This window comes from Moorena sp. SIOASIH (genome assembly GCF_010671925.1).
GTDB lineage: Bacteria > Cyanobacteriota > Cyanobacteriia > Cyanobacteriales > Coleofasciculaceae > Moorena.
The window spans coordinates 853,349-871,661 of sequence record NZ_JAAHIH010000003.1 but is presented as its reverse complement, the minus strand read 5'-3'; the positions used below and the strand labels follow the sequence as shown (position 1 = coordinate 871,661).

11 protein-coding genes and 3 pseudogenes are annotated in these 18,313 nt (G+C 44.3%); 5 read left to right on the top strand and 9 right to left on the bottom strand.

What is annotated here, in order from left to right:
- Nucleotides 1-18 precede the first annotated feature (18 nt).
- On the bottom strand, nucleotides 19-1,236 hold the full coding sequence (locus F6J90_RS19145) for a glycine betaine/L-proline ABC transporter ATP-binding protein (RefSeq protein WP_293096829.1): 1,218 nt from the start codon (nucleotides 1,234-1,236) through the stop codon (nucleotides 19-21).
- 22 nt (nucleotides 1,237-1,258) lie between these two features.
- On the opposite strand from F6J90_RS19145, the gene F6J90_RS19140 reads away from it, so the two are divergent.
- The gene (locus F6J90_RS19140; protein WP_293096827.1) at nucleotides 1,259-1,408 is read left to right on the top strand and encodes a hypothetical protein; all 150 of its coding nucleotides are present in this window, start codon (nucleotides 1,259-1,261) and stop codon (nucleotides 1,406-1,408) included.
- 106 nt (nucleotides 1,409-1,514) lie between these two features.
- On the opposite strand, the gene F6J90_RS19135 is transcribed toward F6J90_RS19140, so the two are convergent.
- Nucleotides 1,515-2,210 carry a Uma2 family endonuclease gene (locus F6J90_RS19135; protein WP_293097841.1) on the bottom strand — a complete coding sequence of 232 codons (696 nt, stop codon included), beginning with the start codon at nucleotides 2,208-2,210 and terminating at the stop codon, nucleotides 1,515-1,517.
- 871 nt (nucleotides 2,211-3,081) lie between these two features.
- Between F6J90_RS19135 and F6J90_RS19130 the strand changes: the two are divergent.
- A pseudogene (locus F6J90_RS19130) lies at nucleotides 3,082-4,363 on the top strand (transposase).
- Between the two features lie 18 nt (nucleotides 4,364-4,381).
- On the opposite strand, the gene F6J90_RS19125 reads toward F6J90_RS19130, so the two are convergent.
- The 5 genes and pseudogenes from F6J90_RS19125 to pstS (F6J90_RS19105) all read right to left on the bottom strand — a co-directional run bounded on the left by F6J90_RS19125 (nucleotide 4,382) and on the right by pstS (F6J90_RS19105) (nucleotide 9,762).
- On the bottom strand, nucleotides 4,382-4,609 hold the full coding sequence (locus F6J90_RS19125; RefSeq protein ID WP_366513780.1) for a hypothetical protein: 228 nt from the start codon (nucleotides 4,607-4,609) through the stop codon (nucleotides 4,382-4,384).
- A gap of 113 nt (nucleotides 4,610-4,722) precedes the next feature.
- Nucleotides 4,723-6,126: pseudogene (locus tag F6J90_RS19120) on the bottom strand (transposase).
- 213 nt (nucleotides 6,127-6,339) lie between these two features.
- Nucleotides 6,340-6,771: pseudogene (locus tag F6J90_RS19115) on the bottom strand (Uma2 family endonuclease); the annotation flags it as partial.
- Between the two features lie 4 nt (nucleotides 6,772-6,775).
- Nucleotides 6,776-8,701 (bottom strand): iron uptake porin, encoded by a 1,926-nt coding sequence (locus F6J90_RS19110; protein WP_293096824.1) that lies wholly within the window; start codon nucleotides 8,699-8,701, stop codon nucleotides 6,776-6,778.
- Nucleotides 8,702-8,742: 41 nt separating this feature from the next.
- Complete coding sequence (pstS, locus tag F6J90_RS19105; RefSeq protein WP_293096822.1) at nucleotides 8,743-9,762, bottom strand: phosphate ABC transporter substrate-binding protein PstS; 1,020 nt, start codon at nucleotides 9,760-9,762, stop codon at nucleotides 8,743-8,745.
- 495 nt (nucleotides 9,763-10,257) lie between these two features.
- Here pstS (F6J90_RS19105) and F6J90_RS19100 point away from each other — a divergent pair, with 495 nt between their 5' ends.
- The gene (locus F6J90_RS19100) at nucleotides 10,258-10,755 is read left to right on the top strand and encodes a hypothetical protein (protein ID WP_293096819.1); all 498 of its coding nucleotides are present in this window, start codon (nucleotides 10,258-10,260) and stop codon (nucleotides 10,753-10,755) included.
- Between the two features lie 207 nt (nucleotides 10,756-10,962).
- On the opposite strand, the gene pstS (F6J90_RS19095) is transcribed toward F6J90_RS19100, so the two are convergent.
- The gene (pstS, locus tag F6J90_RS19095) at nucleotides 10,963-11,976 is read right to left on the bottom strand and encodes a phosphate ABC transporter substrate-binding protein PstS (RefSeq protein ID WP_293096817.1); all 1,014 of its coding nucleotides are present in this window, start codon (nucleotides 11,974-11,976) and stop codon (nucleotides 10,963-10,965) included.
- A 754-nt stretch (nucleotides 11,977-12,730) separates the two neighbouring features.
- Here pstS (F6J90_RS19095) and F6J90_RS19090 point away from each other — a divergent pair.
- Nucleotides 12,731-14,512, top strand: coding sequence for an NACHT domain-containing protein (locus tag F6J90_RS19090; protein WP_293096815.1), 1,782 nt, complete (start codon nucleotides 12,731-12,733; stop codon nucleotides 14,510-14,512).
- Nucleotides 14,513-14,996: 484 nt separating this feature from the next.
- Here the strand turns inward: F6J90_RS19090 and F6J90_RS19085 are convergent, their stop codons facing one another.
- Nucleotides 14,997-16,340 (bottom strand): serine hydrolase, encoded by a 1,344-nt coding sequence (locus F6J90_RS19085; protein ID WP_293096813.1) that lies wholly within the window; start codon nucleotides 16,338-16,340, stop codon nucleotides 14,997-14,999.
- A gap of 857 nt (nucleotides 16,341-17,197) precedes the next feature.
- Here F6J90_RS19085 and F6J90_RS19080 point away from each other — a divergent pair.
- Complete coding sequence (locus F6J90_RS19080) at nucleotides 17,198-18,163, top strand: peptidoglycan-binding protein (RefSeq protein ID WP_293096810.1); 966 nt, start codon at nucleotides 17,198-17,200, stop codon at nucleotides 18,161-18,163.
- Nucleotides 18,164-18,313 lie beyond the last annotated feature (150 nt).

The following is an 18,313-nucleotide window of genomic DNA, read 5'->3' as shown; positions in this document are numbered from 1 at the left end:
GAATGCTTACATCAGCTATCAGCTGTTGTCTTGGACAAGCTTTTGAGGTTTGCCAATACTAGCGATAAGATCAGACTGTTCTACCATTCCTTTGAATGTACCGTCAGTATCGACTACAGCAACAGGAAGTCCGTCTCGGTAGAGGTGAAATATATCTTCTAGGTGGGTTGAAGGGTTGACTGTGGGGAAGTCCGTTTCCATCACTTCAGTAATGTCTTCGCTTCCTTTTTGGAGGACTGCTTCGAGCCATTGTTTCTTGACAATTCCAACAGGTTTGCTGTGTTCATCGACAACATAGATTTGTTGGAGGTGATGGTCTATCATCTGTTCCAGTCCAGCTCTAGCAGAGTTTTCTGTAAGAACTAAGGCAGGGGTTTGACGAGCAATTGACCCAGTTTTTAGGACTTGGGCGCGGTTAACATCTTGGATGAATGCACTGATGTAGTCGTCAGCTGGTTGGTTAACCAGTTCTTCTGGTGTGCCAATTTGGACTATATAACCGTCTTTCATCACTGCTATGTGATCGCCCATCTTAAGGGCTTCTTGAATATCATGGCTGATAAATACAATGGTTTTGTGCAGTTCTGTCTGGAGTCGCAGTAATTCATCCTGCATGTCCCGCCGAATCAGGGGGTCGAGGGCGCTGAATGCCTCATCCATAAGTAAAATCTCGGCATCTGTGGCTAAGGCGCGGGCTAAACCGACCCGTTGACGCATCCCACCACTGAGGGATGAAGGTAAATAATCCGCCCATTGGGATAAACCTACCACCTCTAAGGTTTCCAAGGCTTTTTTGCGGCGTTTGGCTTGATCTATCCCCCGGACCTTGAGACCATACCCTACATTTTCTGCAACTGTTTTGTGGGGAAATAATCCAAATCGCTGAAACACCATTGATACCTTGCTCTGGCGAATCTCTCGCATCCGCTTCTCATCAACATGGGCAATGTCTTCATCATCGATATAGATATTGCCGCTGGTGGGATTAATTAAGCGGTTAATACAGCGAGCTAGGGTGGATTTTCCGGAACCGGATAACCCCATGACCACGAACAATTCTCCTTTATTGACGGTCAGAGAGACATCGGCAATTCCTAAGACTTGACCGGTTTTTTCTAAGATAGAATCCCTACTCCCACCTTGCCGAAACAGTTTGAGGGCAGCTTGGGGTTTTTCGCCATAAATTTTAATCAGATGTTCAATACGAATTTTGGGGTTTGAATTAATATTAGTCATTATTATAGCGGTTTTCAATTAGGTGAGGTACAAATTTTTGGGTTTTAGGGAACAGGGAACAGGGAACAGGGAACAGGGAACAGGGAACAGGGAACAGGGAACAGGGAACAGGGAACAGGGAAAAAAAACTGTGTACCTGATAAGGTTAGAAACCGCTATAATTGGTTATTAGTTATTGGTCATTGGGGGAAAATGTGATTCGGTTTAACCCCTAGTTTCTAACAGTTACTCAGTATGCTTCGCACTGAGGCACTCAGCACTTTTTATTGCCATTTACCTTAAATTTCATCTGGGTTAATCCCTGCCTGTCGCAGTCTTTCTGCTAATTGCTCAGCTCGTTGCTCAGCTACTTCAGCTTGTTGCTCAGCTACTTCAGCTCGTTGCTCAGCTGCTTCTTCTGGCAAAGGAACTAGATTCCCATCCCGGTCATAAAAGCGCAGCCATACTGCTGAGGTTTCCTCAATGGTTCCAGACCATAGTCCCAACCACAAGCCTAAGCGCTGACACCATAGCCACCCTTGTTCATTTGGGGTTAGCTCCTGGTAGCCATTGTCTATATCTAAATACCATCCTTGCAATGAATCCGGGTCAAACGGTTGGTAGACAAAATAATTTGGAGTGCGGAAGGTCTGGCAGTAGATGCTCTTCTTTTTACCTGTATCAACTTGCTTTGTGGAGGGGGACATCAGCTCGATTATCACATCTGGGTAGCGACCTTGTTCTTCCCATACTACCCAGCCAAGACGTTCTCGGCTACCGTCTACATTCAAGACTACAAAGAAATCTGGCCCGCGAAAGTCCCGGTTTCGTGCTTGTTCACTACTGAAGTAAACAAACATATTTCCCCCAACAAAGTAATCGTCTCGGTCAGCTAAAGCAACGCGCAGTGACCGGATGAGGGCGTTCATGGCTATGCGGTGGCGGTCACTCTCCAAAGGTTCTCCATCATCAAAGATTAAATCGGTTGGTGGCATGGGGGGCTCCCAATCCACACTATCGGTTGCAGTTGGGGATACTGCTTCGGTCTTGGTTATGGTGGTCACAAAAAATCTACCGTCACGTTTGGAAACCTGGTATCTATTCACTGGGAAAGAAAAACGCACTAAGAGCGCGGTGTTAACCGCTGATACGAAGGTCTTTCCCCTAGACTAGTATATCTGTTCTGTAAACCTGATGCGATCGCAATCCTAAATCCTTTGTCAAAAATACTTCCGTTGACAATAGTGCTGAGTCCTGAATGCTGAATCCTGAGTAAAAACTGTCACTGTTCATGATTCAACAGTGTTTAAACCTCTAGTATAACTTGAAGGAAAATACGGGATTGAAACATTCTTTACCAAGACTAGATTGACGAAGTCTTTGCTAGTCTAAATCTGAAGAGATGTTGCAGTTACAGCAGTTTTAAATTGGCTGAGGTACAAATTATTGGATTTTAGGGAGCAGGGAGCAGGGAGCAGGTAAGAGGTAAAAAATGCTGTGTACCCGATAGCTATGAAAAACGCTGTGATCAATTAGGCTTCTTATTTTTTATTAAATAAATTACTATTGCTGCAACACCGGGCAAACGAGCCGATTCAATAAACTTATGGGAATTCCCACAAGCCAAAACCCCGCGTTTTTAAACCGGGTTAGAAGTTACCGCAAGAATAGGGCAGCCTTTATGGTTGGTCGGCTATGCATAAAAGGTTTAAAACTTTATGATTAAGGCTGCCCTATTCTAAGGTTTCGTCTCCGGGATGTAGGCTCGATGCGACTTGATTTGCAGTGAAAAAATATAGATAAAAGACTTGCATAGTTGTGATAAAAATGTTAGCATAATAGTCTAACAAAAGAGGTCGATTTATGATGATCATACTTGAGTTTAAAGCATACGGAAATAAGGCACAGTATCAATCCATAGACGAAGCTATTCGGACTGTTAAGTTTGTACGAAATAGCTGCCTTCGTTTGTGGATGGACAACAAAGGGTTAAGCAAGTACGACTTAAATAAGTACTGCAAGACTTTAGCCAAAAATTTCCCTTTTGCCAACGAGTTAAACTCAACTGCCCGACAAGCTGCGGCTGAAAGGGCATGGTCATCGATTGGCCGTAGGCCACGCTTCGCGAACGCCCGTTTCTTTGAAAACTGCAAAAATAAAATACCTGGCAAGAAAGGCTTCCCCAAGTTTCAAAAGCATTGTAGATCGGTCGAATACAAGCAGTCAGGATGGAAGTTATCCCCTGACAATAAATCGATCACCTTTAGCGACAAGAAAGAAATTGGGAAGTTAAAACTCAAAGGTACATGGGACTTGTGGCGCTTCGATAAGAAGTTGATTAAACGAGTTCGCATAGTCAAGAGGGCTGATGGTTACTACATTCAGTTTTGCATCTCTGTTGATGTGAAAGAGCAGTTAAAACCTGCTGATGCGACCGTAGGGTTGGATGTGGGGCTAAAAGAGTTCTACACCGACTCCAGAGGTAAAACTGAACCCAATCCCCGTTTTTATAGAGCTGGGGAGAAAAGATTAAAGTTCTATCAACGTCGAGTTTCTCGGAAAAAGAAAGGCTCATCCAATCGTAACAAAGCGATTAATAGACTAGGCAGACAGCACCTTAAAATAAGTAGGCAGCGTGTTGGCGAAGCCTGCGCGAAGCGCATAGAACATGCCAAGAGACTGGCACGTTGCGTAATCCGGTCTAACGACCTGGTCGCCTACGTTCGCGCAGCGTGCCGTAAGGCAAGATTTAAGAGTCAAAAATCTAGTAAAAAATCACTGTCTCGCCAAATCTATTAATGATGCTGGTTGGTATCAATTTAGAAAATGGCTAGAGCATTTTGGGACTAAATTTGGCAGAGTAACTGTTGCAGTGAATCCTGCTTACACAAGTCAAAACTGCTCTGAATGCGGTGAGGTCGTGAAGAAGTCACTATCAACTAGGACTCACTTTTGCAAATGTGGTTGTAAATTAGACCGCGACCACAACGCCGCAGTTAACATTCTTAATCGAGCCTTGGGTACGGTGGGGCACACCGGAACCTGGATCATAGATCCGAACGCTTCAGGAGATTTGACCTCTACTGTTCTTGATTCCGGTCAGGTTCAGCAAGTCGAGTCGATGATTGAAGAATCCCCGCGTCTTTAGACCGGGGAGTGTCAAGGCCTACAAAACCGTATCTGGATCGATTCCCCGTTCTTGTAATAGCGCTCTCAGACGTGCCACTTCAGCTTCCGCCTTTTCAGCTCGTTCTTGTCCTGTCAGCAATAGATTACCGTCACTATCCCACCATCGCAGCCAGATTTGGGTTTGATTCTGGTAGCTTCCCGACCATTTTCCCAGTTCTACTTTTAAAGGAGCAATCGGATAATGACCCCGTTCGTTCGGTGACATTTTCTGATAGAATCCATTTACGAGATTGTATACTTCTAGTTCATTGTCCTTGATCACAAATATGGCGTATTGACATCTCCCCCAGCTAAAGCACGGGGGATTCTCAAAGGATGTTACGTCGCAGGTTGAAACCGTGCGACTTCACTCCTTTTCCTGTACGATCTAGACAGAGATGTGAACAGATCATACCGGTGCGGGAGTGTCAATGCTCCCCTACCTGCCTTGGTTAGGTCGAGTCCTAACTGTACAGTTACTTTCCTGGCAATATTGGCTGCACCGTTGCAGTCTGCGTTAACCAGGTGACCGTTGGAAGACTTATACAATCCACGTTTCATCCTTTTGCCCGACGGTGTCCATCCTGTGGGTTTTTCACCATGTTTTGGGAGGCTGTCGTCGTCAAGGTAAGACGCTTTACTGGTGTACGCTTCCTCAGTAATTGTTAGTTTTATTCCATATTCTCGACAGAGTTGTTTTAGTCTTTCTATTAATCTCTTGGTGGGGATGACCACAAACTTTTGATTTCCTCGTCGCCCCATGTTTGTTCGATTTTTCTGCCCCTCATTCCAACCAATAATAAGATTTCCGATACGTTCGCGTAGCGTCGGCTTTGCCGAATCGCTTTGACAACGGTTGATGATAAATCTGGCCGCTTTATTGACAGCATCGCGCATCTGATTATTACGCTTCCTCTGAACTCTATCAAGGTTGGCATCCCAGTAAAACTCAGGTTTTCCAGCTTTGTACTTCGCAACAAGACGGGCATATCCTTGGTTCATTGACTTGAGCTTACGACCATCAATTATCAGACTCTTTCCTTGGGTCGAAACTCCAGTCAACCAGTTATCGCCACCGTGATCGAAACTCCATGCCTGGGAATAGTCTAGGTTCGGATCTTGTTCTACTGGTTGTTTCCCATCATCTATTACCCAATCAATCCATAGTTGCCCATAGTAAGGGCGAATTGTTACCTCTTTAACCCAGTCTGGGTCTATAAATTCTGGGGCTTCTAGTACAATTTAACCTAATAATTCTGGCTTACTTTCCTTACTTATAGACGGATCAAATAATCCTTTTCTATAGGTGAGGGCTTGTCGCGGAAAAGTAACAGCAGCCAGTCCTCCTTTATTTCTATACCTAAGAAGCTTTGGCCTGTCTACTTGTCCCTTGTAATAAAGTGGAACTAGCTGATTGTAACTTGTGATTGATTCAGCCACAGATTTAAGGGTCTGCTGTGCTGATTGGGCGGCCATCGCCTTGTAATGGGGATTGTTCTTCAGCTCTTTGCATAGTTCGGCATACTTTACACTACACTTATAGGTTTTCCATCCGTAGCGAAGTACGTCTTCTTTCCAGTAAGTAGTAAAAGCTTCTGGTTGTTGTTCTAGCCAACTATAATGTTTTTGTTTGGAGTAATATATCGCACAATTCCACAGACTGTTAGCGTTTTCACACTGAAACAGCCAGAAAGCTTTTTCTTCGTCAGTAAATGTTGCTTTTACAGGAATCGTTTTGTACATCGCAAGCTATCACCTCCTTATATATATTATGACCTATTTATATCAGAAAAGTTCCACGTTTTCGGGATACGACTGGATAAATCCAGTCGCTCTGTTTCACCCCCGGTCTAAAGACACAGGGCTCTCACATTTCGGGAAGTTTTGGTAGACCCAGAATTTACCAGGACGCTGACCCTTTTTCTTATCCTTGGTCTGAGGGGTAACAGTTGCTAGCTGAGCCAGTGATGTTTTGTCCCGTTCCTCACTCCCATCCCTGCTTGCCAGTTCGATAGCAATCAGGGGTGGAATGTATTCCCTACGAAGGACGTAGGAGCGACGAATCTGACCATCAAGCTTGGGGGAAACATCCGGAATATAGAACCAATCAGGAGCTTCGGCTCCTGTCTCTGGGGGGTCGGTTTCTCGCCAGTAGATGCCGCAATCTTGACCAATGATGTACTGACCATCAGGGTGAAGCTGTTGCAGTACTGAACCAATTGAATCGGTTAGGAGCAGAGTTTGGGGATGCTCTTGAAAATTTTTGCCTACGGCACGCTCCGCGAACACAAAAGTGCCATCCGACTCTGGTAATTGGGTGTGGTCGGGAAAGGGTTGGGAAAAATCTGGGTTGGGAGTGAGGGTTTTCGGTTGAATATTTTGAACCATCCCACTAGAAATTAAACTGGGTTCGCAGCAGTCCAACCCCAATGGTATCATTTTCATCATTGTGTTCTGGATCGATAATCACCAAAACACCAGGAGTGATAAAGATTCTATCAGTGAGTGGGTAGCGATAAGACAGTTCGAGATGGTATGATACATCCCGATCGCGACGACCAGCAACATCATTACTAGCTAGCCTCGGAGGCATGCCAACTATGAGATTCAACTGGCTGCCTAGTTTTCCGATGTCTGGGAAAGCTGCGGTAACTGCCCAGCTCCAAATATCTGCTTTTGATCCGGTTGATCCATCGAAATCATTGTTACGGGGTGAGGATTCTGCGATCGCATTGCTATAACCAAGCCAACCCCCTAGGGTAAAGCGATCGCTAAATCGATAGCTAGTGGATACACCTAAGCTATTTGATGAGGTGGCTGTATTTGAGCCAAAGGGAGATTGAGCGAATTCGCTACCGAGAAACGATGCAGTGTTGGCTGCTTCAGGAGAGTAGTACCGGACATAGGTCAAGGCCATACCAAAGCGATCAGAGGGAGTAAGGGTCACCTGAGCCAAAGCACCAAAGGCACCATTGAACAGTCCAAAGTCTGAATTAGAGGCAGAACCAGTGTAATACGCTGCTCCAGTAGCAATCAGGTCATTGAATTGATAGTATATCCCAGCACCAGCGCCAAAACCCAAGTCGTAGATGTAATTATTGAATCCAAAACTGGAAATGGAAAATGCTGGATTGAGGGTGGGAATCAAAGCAGTTGCTCCCTGACCTGCTGCTGCTATAGATACCAGACCTTTATTACCTAGGGGAAACCGATAGAACAGCTGGTTTAATCTCACATCATTGCCGGTATTAGTGGCAAAACCAAACTTTGTCATGGCTGTGCCGGTGAAACCAGTGCTAAAGTTACTGGTATTCCCTGCCCGAAGTCTAGTGCGCAAAAGGTCTCGACCAGTAAAACTGGTGTCAAAGTTGAGAATTGCCCGGCCTCCCAACAGAGTATTAGTATCATCAAAATCTTCCGTTGGGCTTTGACCAGAAGGAACTGCTTTTTTCCCGCCAAAGCCAGTAGCTAGAGCAATATCTACACTCCCACGCAAGATAGTAGTAGTAGAAAACTGGTGGTCTTCGAGGAAAGTAACCCGCCCTTCCAAGTTATCGACCCGAGCCTGTACAGTAGCCAATTCACCACTGAACTCTTCTTGTAGCCTTTGCATTGCTGCTAAATCAGCTTCGGTTACCAAGTTGGCTGTTTTCCCAATAATCATGGCATTCACCCGATTTAGGCAAAAATTCAAGCCAAAAGCAAACTCGTAGCGAGTCAGGGCACGGTTACCGCGATAGGTGTCATCCTCGTAACCAGTCAGGCATCTATAGCGCTTCAACAAAGACTGTAGTGCTTCGTAAGCCCAATCCGTAGGTTGGACATCAGACAGTTCATAAACTGGTGTTACCCGCTCCATTGGTCCATTACTCAACGGGTCTGTCACACCTAAGTTTTGGGATATATCTAAACTATTATCTGGACTATTATCTAGACTATTGGAATTAGTCTGAGTAGATGGGATGTCTAATAGTTTAGAAATCGGTGCTACCTGACCCATGGACGGATTACTCACAGTGTCTGCCACCTCTAGGTCTGGCGGTGACTCCAGATTAGTCAAGCTAGCTGTCGATATCCCAGAATTGGGAATAGAGGTAGTGGTCTTAAACTCCAGTTGATGGTGGAATTGGTCGGTTACAGGAGTTTTTGGGGGAGTTTTTGGATACTCTTGCGCTAGATATTTTGGGTTGGTATTAACATCTGACCAATCTGCTGTCAAGTTTTCTGGTTCGCTATCAGCCATAGCGGGGGTAATGGTTACCAAATGGACACCAAGTACTATCGGTGTCAGTGGTAATCCACCGCAAAATTTTTTCACAAATCTCCTCACACAACAAAAATAAGTTGAATTTTGTCGTTCTATGGAACAACCCTGATGTTGTTATTCACAGCTTCGATGGCTCGGTTAGCAACATCTTCCGGTATCCGAGTGTACTGTAGATCTTCGTTCAAGTCTTGACCTTCAGTCAGAATCCAATTTATCAGGTCTTTAACCCCTTGGGCTAGTTCTGGTTTAGGATACTTTTCGTAGAGAAACAGCCAAGTTATACCTACAATTGGATATCCCTGTTCTGGGTCATCTATATTTTCGATGGTGAAGTCATCATTGAACTGCACATTGGCTAGGGCTTTATTGGCTTGATCAACGGTAGGCTTGACGTAGCGACCTGCTCGGTTTTCCAGCCTGGCCATTGGTAGGTTAAGCTGTTTAGCATAACTCGCCGGTACATAGCCAATGGCACCGTCAATTCGCTTAACTTCGCTAGCTACTGGTCCATTTCCCGGAACACTAGAGAAGACCTTAAAGCCCCAATTAGGTTTTCTACTGGCTCGGATTCTGCCATTAGTAATTTCATTCAAATATTTAGTAAAAATAAAGCTAGTACCGCTAGTGCCTGAGTGGACAACTACTTGAATCTTACGGTTTGGCAGGCGGGAGTTAACTTGCTTCCAATTAGAAATTTGACCTGTGAAGATTTTACCTAGAGTTTCTCGGGATAGCTTAACATCGGTGGTTATTCCTTGAAGATTATAAACCACAGCCAAAGACCCCCCAGCCGTTGGCACCATCAACAAACCCCGTTTCATTGAGTTTCTCTCTACAGGAGTTGGAATTACATTGCTCGCTCCTAAGTCAACGGACTGATTCAGAAATCGTCTAATCCCACCACCACTGCCAATGGCACTGTATTTGAGCTTTACATCTGTTGTTTGTTCTTGGTATTCTCTAAAGTAACGCCGATAAAGGGGTTCAGGAAATGTAGCTCCCGCACCAGTCAGGGATTGAGCGATCGCACCACTGATAGAACCAAAGCCAACGGTAACGGTTACCGCTGTTGCTGTTAAAACCTTTTGCCAAAAAAATTGATAGCCAATCATTAATGTATCCTTAATTTATTCTAGTATTACAATTTTTAGTATTCTTAATCCTATAGATTACGCGTTCGCTGAAAGCGGGACTTCGTCCATCGCGTCAATAACAATGTAAGCATTCAGCGGTCAGCCGTGACCCTTTGGCTCACGCTACTTGAGGTGCTGTCAGCCTTCAGCTAAAAGCTCACGCTATGGAACCGTCAGCTGATGTAACAGAGATTAAACCAATGCTTACTTGTTTTATTCAAAAGCACCTCAAGTACCTCATTAGCTGATAGCTGATAGCTGATAGCTGAATGATTACATAACAATATAATTTATATGACGACCACTTCAAGTCTAAAGTTTCGCAAATTTTACTGGCGTTATAACTGGGCAATAAGCGTGGGCAATAAGCGTGGGTAATCAAATTTCTTTCATCGGAGAGTGTACCAGAAAACTCCAAGCCAAGTTTAATGCTATTTTACAAGAAAGGAAACATTTTTTTGGTGTGACATGGAGATGAGTTTACTGCGAAAATTTAGCTTGACACTGGTTTCATTCCTTGCACTTAGTCTCCCAGCTGGCAAGGCATTGACCCAAAGCTTTGGGGGGATATATCAAGAGATTTCTATCTCTGAAGTTCCAGCTCCTGCTATCACTGCGGCTACTGTTGCTGCTGGTGTCTCACCCACGGATGCAGCAATCGAGATTGGGGGTGATGGGAAGCTAATCTATGGACTGAGTGGTCAGAACTCCCAGGGCAACCGCTTTGAAGTGGATGTCAATGCCATTGGCGAAATTCAGCAGGTTGAAGAAGAAATTGACCAGAGTCAGGTACCTCCAGAAGTACTCAAAGGTCTAAGAGTCTGGCTACCTGACTTCCAGCCTACTGTGATTAGAAGAAGCGTCCGAGCCACAGACGTTATATACGAATTCAATGGTAAGGATGTGCAAGGCAACAACCTTCAAGTTGAAATGCCCTCTAAGGGTGGCAGGTTGATGCTCTTTACTTTTTGAAGCAAAAACTAACTTTGCTGTGCTTGGTGTAAACCGGGTGCATCTCCTAAAAGCTGTTTGACCCGGTGGGTGTAACTATCATATGGGTTATAACAACAATATAGGTTGCAACAGTTATATAGTTTTTAGTAGTTATTTAGGGTAGAATAGTTTTCTTGGGGTGGAACGGGCATCTTGCCCGTTACAATAATCTACCCTACCCCACTACTATGTGCCAACGGTGATATTTTGATTCACTGCTTGGATGGCTTGGCGAGCAATATCGTCTGGAATCCGAGTGTACCCCAGTTCCCCGTTAAGGTCTTGACCTTTAGTCAGAATCCAATTAACCATATCTTTAATCCCCTGGGCTTTGGCCTGATTGGGGTACTTCTGGTACAGTAGCAGCCAAGTTAGACCTACAATTGGATAACCATCGGCTGGATCGTTAAGTTTGAGGGTGAAGTCTTGGTTAAACTCCACATTGACCAGCCCCTTACTGGCTTGCTCAATACTAGGCTTAATATAGCGACCCTCTTGATTTTCTATCCTAGCGCTAGGGAAATTGTTTTCTAGAGCATAATTAGCCTCTATATAGCCAATGGCACCGTCAATCCGCCGCACTTCGGCAGCTACTCCACCATTTTGAGGACGGCTTGAGAAGACCTTGAAGCCCCAATCTGGTGTTGGACTAGGTTTGATCAGACCATGGGTAATAGCACTCAAGTAGTTAGTGAAAATGAAACTAGTACCGCTGCTATCTGAGCGCACAACAACTTTGATGTCTCTTCTGGGGAGGTAAGTGTTAACTTGCTTCCAATTACCAATTTGACCAGTAAAGATTTTCCCTAAAGTATCGCGAGATAGTCTAACAGAACTCACTACACCTTGGAGATTGTAAATGACTGAAACAGCTCCCCCGGCTGTTGGCACCATTTGCAAGCCCCGTTTCATCTGACTTTTTTCCTCATCGGTTGGGGGCATATCAGTGGCAGCGAAATCAAAAGACTCGTTAATGAATTCCTCAATACCACGACCACTGCCAATCGTACTGTAACTTATATTAACGCTGGTTTCTTGTTGGTATTGGGAAAAGTAACGCTGGTAAAGGGGTTGGGGAAATGAAGCACCGGCACCAAACAATGGTATTGCACTTGCTGCCTTCAGTGAAATCAATACAATGGCAACTGTAACTGTTAAGGTTATCAATGTCCGACGGGACTTGATTAGAGCTAAACTCATTAGTCTATAAGAATTTAAGGATAATTCAAGGGATAAGCTATCAGCTATCAGCTATCAGCTATCAGCTGTCAGCTGTCAGCTAATGCGCTACGCGCACCCTATGGGAATAGCTTATGGTTATGGGAAAACCATGACATTTAAATTTTTGTTAAGTGATCCGGATTAGCTCCTCTAGCACCTGAAGTGAAGCAGGGATAACAGTTGCTGGAGTTTTGCGATTGACCGTAGGTCACGCTTCGCGATTGGCCTTTGGGCCACGCTACGCGAACGCATCCTCCTCCTCTACCAGATGTTCGTGATGGGGAGGTGATATAACAGCTGAAAATATCAAAAAGACTGGCATGTCCAGTAAGCGATGGGAAAAGGTAGTTAAGAATATCCTTTCATGACGGAAGTTTTCCCAGTGATAGGTACTAGACGGTAAATTTACACTTATTGATACACTTACACATTATGGGTTTGTAGAGTCGAATTAATGGAAAGACTCACTCTAGCTATATAAACTAAAAACCCCGCTCAATTACTGAGCGGGGTTTGTGTACTTGTTGTATTTACTTATTCGTAGACGAACCCAGTGAAATGAATAGTTGAGTTCATAAAATCCGTTCCGACCAAATATGCGTGCTCTATAGGGTTTTCAAAGGAGTTGTAAATTCATATATTGTCGAAAAATGCAAGAGGGAATAGGGGCAATAGCTCCAGAGTTTTATAGTAAAATAAAATAAGACCTGTTCAGTTGACATCTCAAATAAAAATGCTATACCGCAACCGTCAGACCTTAGTCGCTAAAGTCAAAAACTATTGGGTCAAAGGCGTTATGAAAAAATCCCTCTATCACCAGGTACTGATTGAATTGGGATTAGAAGAGAGACCTGATGCCATTACTAATCCTTTTAGCGAAATTATAGAAGTCGGGGATGACTCACCTCAACCCCTGCCCGAAGGGACTAAAGTAATTGATGTTTTTGACAAAATTGGTACAGTAAGAACCCTACTCATTTTAGGAGACCCAGGGTCAGGAAAAACCACAACCTTACTCGAACTCACCCGGGATTTAATTGTTCGTGCTGAAAAGTACCGTAATCAGCTAATTCCTGTAGTCTTTAACCTCTCCTCTTGGAAAAACAAAAAGCAGACGATAGCAGATTGGTTAGTAGAAGAACTGGGGAATAAATATGACATTCCCAAGAAAATTGGACAAGCTTGGGTAAGTCAACAGCAACTACTACCATTGCTTGATGGTTTGGATGAAGTAAAGGCGAAGTACCGAGACCACTGTATCGTAGCCTTGAACCAATTCCAGCAGGATTATGATGCCAATTTGGTAGTGTGTAGTCGGATTAAAGACTATCAAGCCCTATCCAACCGTCTGAATTTTCAGAAAGCAGTTTATATAAGATTGCTTAGTTTAGAACAAATCTATCATTACTTGGATAGTCTCGGGAATGATTTGATTGGTTTAAGGAAATTAATTGCAGAGGATACAGTATTACAAGAGTTAGCCCAATCCCCCTTGATGCTAAATATTATGACGCTGGCTTATCAGGGAGTAGCAGTTGAGGATTTACCTAAAACTAAGGCGGTGGAGGAACGGCGCAAGCAGCTCTTTGATGCATATATCGAGAAGATGTTTAAGCGTCGGAAGACTAATCAGCAATACAATGATGCGCAAGTAAAGCACTGGCTAATTTGGATGGCGCAGAGGATGGTTGAGGAGTCGCAAACAGTATTTTTAATTGAAAAAATGCAGCCATATTTGCTAAGAAATAGAAAGCAAAAACAAATTTACGGGCTAATGGTCGGGCTGATGTTTGGGCTGATGGTTGGGCTGATGTTTGGGCTGATAATCGGGCCGATGGCAATGCTGATGTTAGGGCTGATGTTTGGACTGATGTTTGGGCTGATGTTAGGGCTGATGGGAGGATCAAAAGAAGAAATCAAAACAGTTGAAATACTTCATGTTAATTGGAAAAAAATCTTGATTTACCTGCTGATTTGCGGGTTGATAGGAGGGCTGATGGGAGAGCTGACGGAAGGGCTGATGGCAGGGCTGATGGCAGGGCTGATGGCAGGGCTGATACTTGGGCTGAGGAAAGGGCTAGAGAGTTCAGAAATTGAAACAAAAACAAGTCCAAATCAAGGAATTTGGAAATCAGTTCGTAATGCTATAACTGTATGGCTGATGTATGGGCTGATAGGAGGGCTGATGTTTGGGCTGATGGGAGGGCTAATGGAAGGGCTAACGGAAGGGCTAACGGAAAGGCTGATGACAGCGCTGATGGGAGGGCTGATGGTTGGGCTGATGGTCGGGCTGATATTTGGGCTGATGGTCGGGCTGAAGAATGGTGGTCAAGCCTGCATCCAACACTTCAGCCTCCGCCTTGTCCTCTACCGTAACAATTACATCCCTTGGAACTATGCCCGCTTCCTGGACTATGCCGCTGATCGCATCTTTTTACAAAAAGTAGGAGGAGGCTACATCTTTATTCACCGGATGCTGATGGAACACTTTGCCGAGATGGAGCCTGAGAATTGATAGATTACTCTAGCATTTTGATTTGAGATGTAAACAATATCAACCAGTAGTTTATAAGCCGATTGTTATCTAAAAATTAATGTCAATTCCTAATACATTGTTTCCTCATTCGCACGAAAATCATTAACAACCAGCTTCATCCATAGTAGAATCTGAATAGATTGAAAATAAGAAAGCGATCGCACCATTACAAACTGCTGCGATCGCACTTATAGAAAACCTCAAACTTTGGCGTTGCTGATTCTAGGTATGGTTTTGCCCCCCTAACCCCCCAATTCTGGGGGGAATAAGACGTTCAAAGTCCCCCAAAGTTGGGGGATTTAGGGGGCTTTAATAAAACCAAATGATCGCGCATTCATTCCTTAATTCAGCAACCCCCAAACTTTAGCCACTACAGAAATCCTTAATAAAGCCCTTAATTGGGGTCAAGAGAATCACCCATAAAGCAATCTTTATCATAAGATTACATTAAAACTCTCCACTCTCAATCTACCCTAGGAGCAACGGTTTCCTGCCCGTTTTGCAGCAGCGTCACGCTTTCCACCGTGCCGTCTGAGCCTTGGTTAAAGACAACTCGCAAATCAATGACCCGTGCAAAAAACTCAGTTTCGGAGGTAGGATAAAGGTTCAAGATAGGCTGCCCTGTTGCCTGAATCCGCAATTGATTGGCTTGGGTGGTTATAGTTACCTGGAACTCAGGAGCAACCTGATAAGTTCCAATATAGCCTTCGTATACAGACGGATCTACCTTCACCACCTCAGAAACTGTGGGTTTGGAGTAGGGTTCCCCAAACACAATTGCTGCCAAATCCTGGGAAATTCGCTCTATATTGGCGGTTTCTAAATTACTGAGCACAGCAACACTCACATCCTGGTCTGGGTAGTATACCAGATTAGTCACAAAGCCGTTAATTCCCCCACCATGACCAATGCGCTGATGCTTGGGCTGTTTGTTTATTACCAATCCATAGCCATAGAACAGATGGGGAGCTTCCTCAGGATTCATCGGTACTAAGAGAGAGGTCATAGTAGCGATCGCCTTATCCCTTAAGATCGTTTCATCTCCCACCCCATGGTCAAACAAAAACTGATTCCATCGAGCCAGATCCTCCACCGTGGAATATAGTCCTCCGGCTCCCTGTGGCACGAGCATATTAATATACTCTGCCTTGAGATAGCCGTCATCAGTGAACTGATAACCATTTGCCAAGCCATCAATCACCGCCAAAGGATACTCGTAACCTGTGTTCTCCATCCCCAAAGGCTGGAGCAAATGCTCCTTTAGATAATCGCCATAGGACTGACCCGATACGGTTTCAATCACCTGGGTCAGCAGAATATAGCCTGAATTGCTGTAGCGAAACTCTTTTCCCGGCTCAAATTCCAAGGGGAGGTCTTGGAAGCGGGCAATCAACTCCTCAAGGGTCGTAGGTTTTGCCATCCATTGGGTATAATCCTGAAAACTAGTTAGGTTAGGAATGCCCGCCGTATGGGTTAGGAGGTGATGCAAGGTGATGCGATTCCCATGGGGATAATCTGGCAAGTAGGTAGAAACAGGAGCGTGTACATCAACCAACCCCAGATCCTGGAGTTGTAGAATCGCAGCAGCAGTAAACTGCTTTGTCACCGACCCCAACCGAAATCTAGTCTGGGGGGTATTGGGTAGCTGGTACTCTAGGCTAGCCATGCCATACCCCCTGGTAAACACAGTTTTACCTGTTTTGAGTACGATAACCGCCCCTGAGAACCACCCAATTTCATGGTGGGCTTTGAGATAGGCATCAATTTCGGCAGAAATACCAGACATTTGGTGAGCAGCGAATTTCATTTTTGATTTCAATCGATACATTTGTATCTTATTAGAGAATAATCTGGCTTGGTAGTACCCTTCAGGGTACCTTTTATGTGAAGATTAATTAACATTAGACTTCTTGTGAATTAATTCTTAATTCTTAATTCTTAATTCTTAATTCTTAATTCTTAATTCTTAATTCTTAATTCTCTCCTCCTTCAAGCATAATCGATCCAATAACTCCCTCGGAATAGTCTCAAAATATTCTAACAAAAAATCCATGCCAGGGTTAGGTTGCTGCCCGTAACGCACCACCGGGTCTGCTATATTAATTATTCATTAGTGAATAATCACGATTCAGGATTATACTTAACCTAGACACAAACCGTTACATCTCGAAAACTACTTCTGTCCTATTCCCTTTTGCCTGTTCAACACATCTGGCCCAATCTTTAATTATATCAAATCTAATCACTAATGAGTCCGATAATAGTACCCCAAAGGGTACTGTCAAAGGATTATTGTATTGCTCATAATTAAAAGGAAACTGAAATCTAAGCATTAAGCATTAAGCATTAAGCATTAAGCTATCAGCTATCAGCTATCAGCTATCAGCTATCAGCTATCAGCTATCAGCTATCAGCCATTCGCGTAGCGTGGCCTTTGGCCAAGGCATGTGGCCAGGCTATGGGAACAGTTTATGCCCATAGCGCAAACTACTTGAGCTGCTTTTGAATAAAATAAGCTGACGGCTGACGGCTGTTCGCGCAGCGTGCGCGTAGCGCATATGCTTACATATTGCCGAACCTACGGCTAGTGACAGTGGTGCAAGATATCAGGGAAAGCAACTAGAGTAAACCATTGAGTTAGGTATATATCCTAAATTTATAGTGATGGCAGACTATAACAATCCCGAATCAGAACAAACAGAAAAAGCAGAATTTTGTGAGCATTGTCACCAAATTAACCTGATAGATAATGAGGCTCAAACCCCGATTCAGGGACAACAAGCGATCGCAAAAAATCGATTAACTACTGTTCGACAGGCTCCTGGCTGCTCTACTTCTGTTCTGCGGGGACTAGACCAGCAGCTGATTGATGAAATGAATAGCATTGCACCCAATAGCTTGGTAAGTTTTGCCGACCTAGATGTAGATAATGGTCCAGCAGTTCACCCTTTCCTTCAGGCAGCAGCTCAGGAGTCCCTGGCACGGGCAATTAAGGCTCGTGGTCGGACCCTTTCGGTCAATTCTGCTTACCGAACTATTGCTCAGCAACTAATGCTATTCAATCATGGTAAAGTTAGACGCTGTGGTATTGGTTTGGTTGCCCCTCCTGGTAGAAGTGATCACCAACGTGGTTTAGCAATAGATATCAATGACGAGCAAGGCTGGAGACCCTATCTAGAGCGGGAAGGGTGGAAGTGGTTTGGACCTGCGGACAGGCCTCACTTTAACTATAGGGGAAGAAGTAGACGAGACATCGGTCGTCTTGCAGTTAGAGCGTTTCAGCGACTCTGGAACCGATATAATCCCGACAATCCCATTGCTGAAGATGGGATTTACGGACCAAATACTGAAGCGCGACTGAATCAATCCCCCATACTTGGCTTTGGAGAAACTAATGATTCTACTCCAGAGGAGTCTCTGGTTAGAAGACTCAGCCTGACTAAACCCTATCTCGAAGGTGATGATGTTCGCGAAATTCAGGAAGCTTTACTTCAAGCAACTATTACTGTCAATGTAGATGGCGTTTTTGGTCCCGCTACTGAGAAAGCTGTTAAGGAATTCCAGAAGCTAAAGGATTTAACAGTAGATGGTATTGTTGGACCTGCAACTCGCTCGGCTCTGGGATTGTAAGCTGATTTTTAAATTTGTTAGCTATCTTCTGTCACTCTAGGCAGAAGATAAGCGCGTTTGTATCTAGGTTGTAAACACACGAATTGCCGAAAAAGGCATGCATGCTAGAGGCAAAAGGCAAGAGCGTAAATAAATATGGAGTTTTATTGG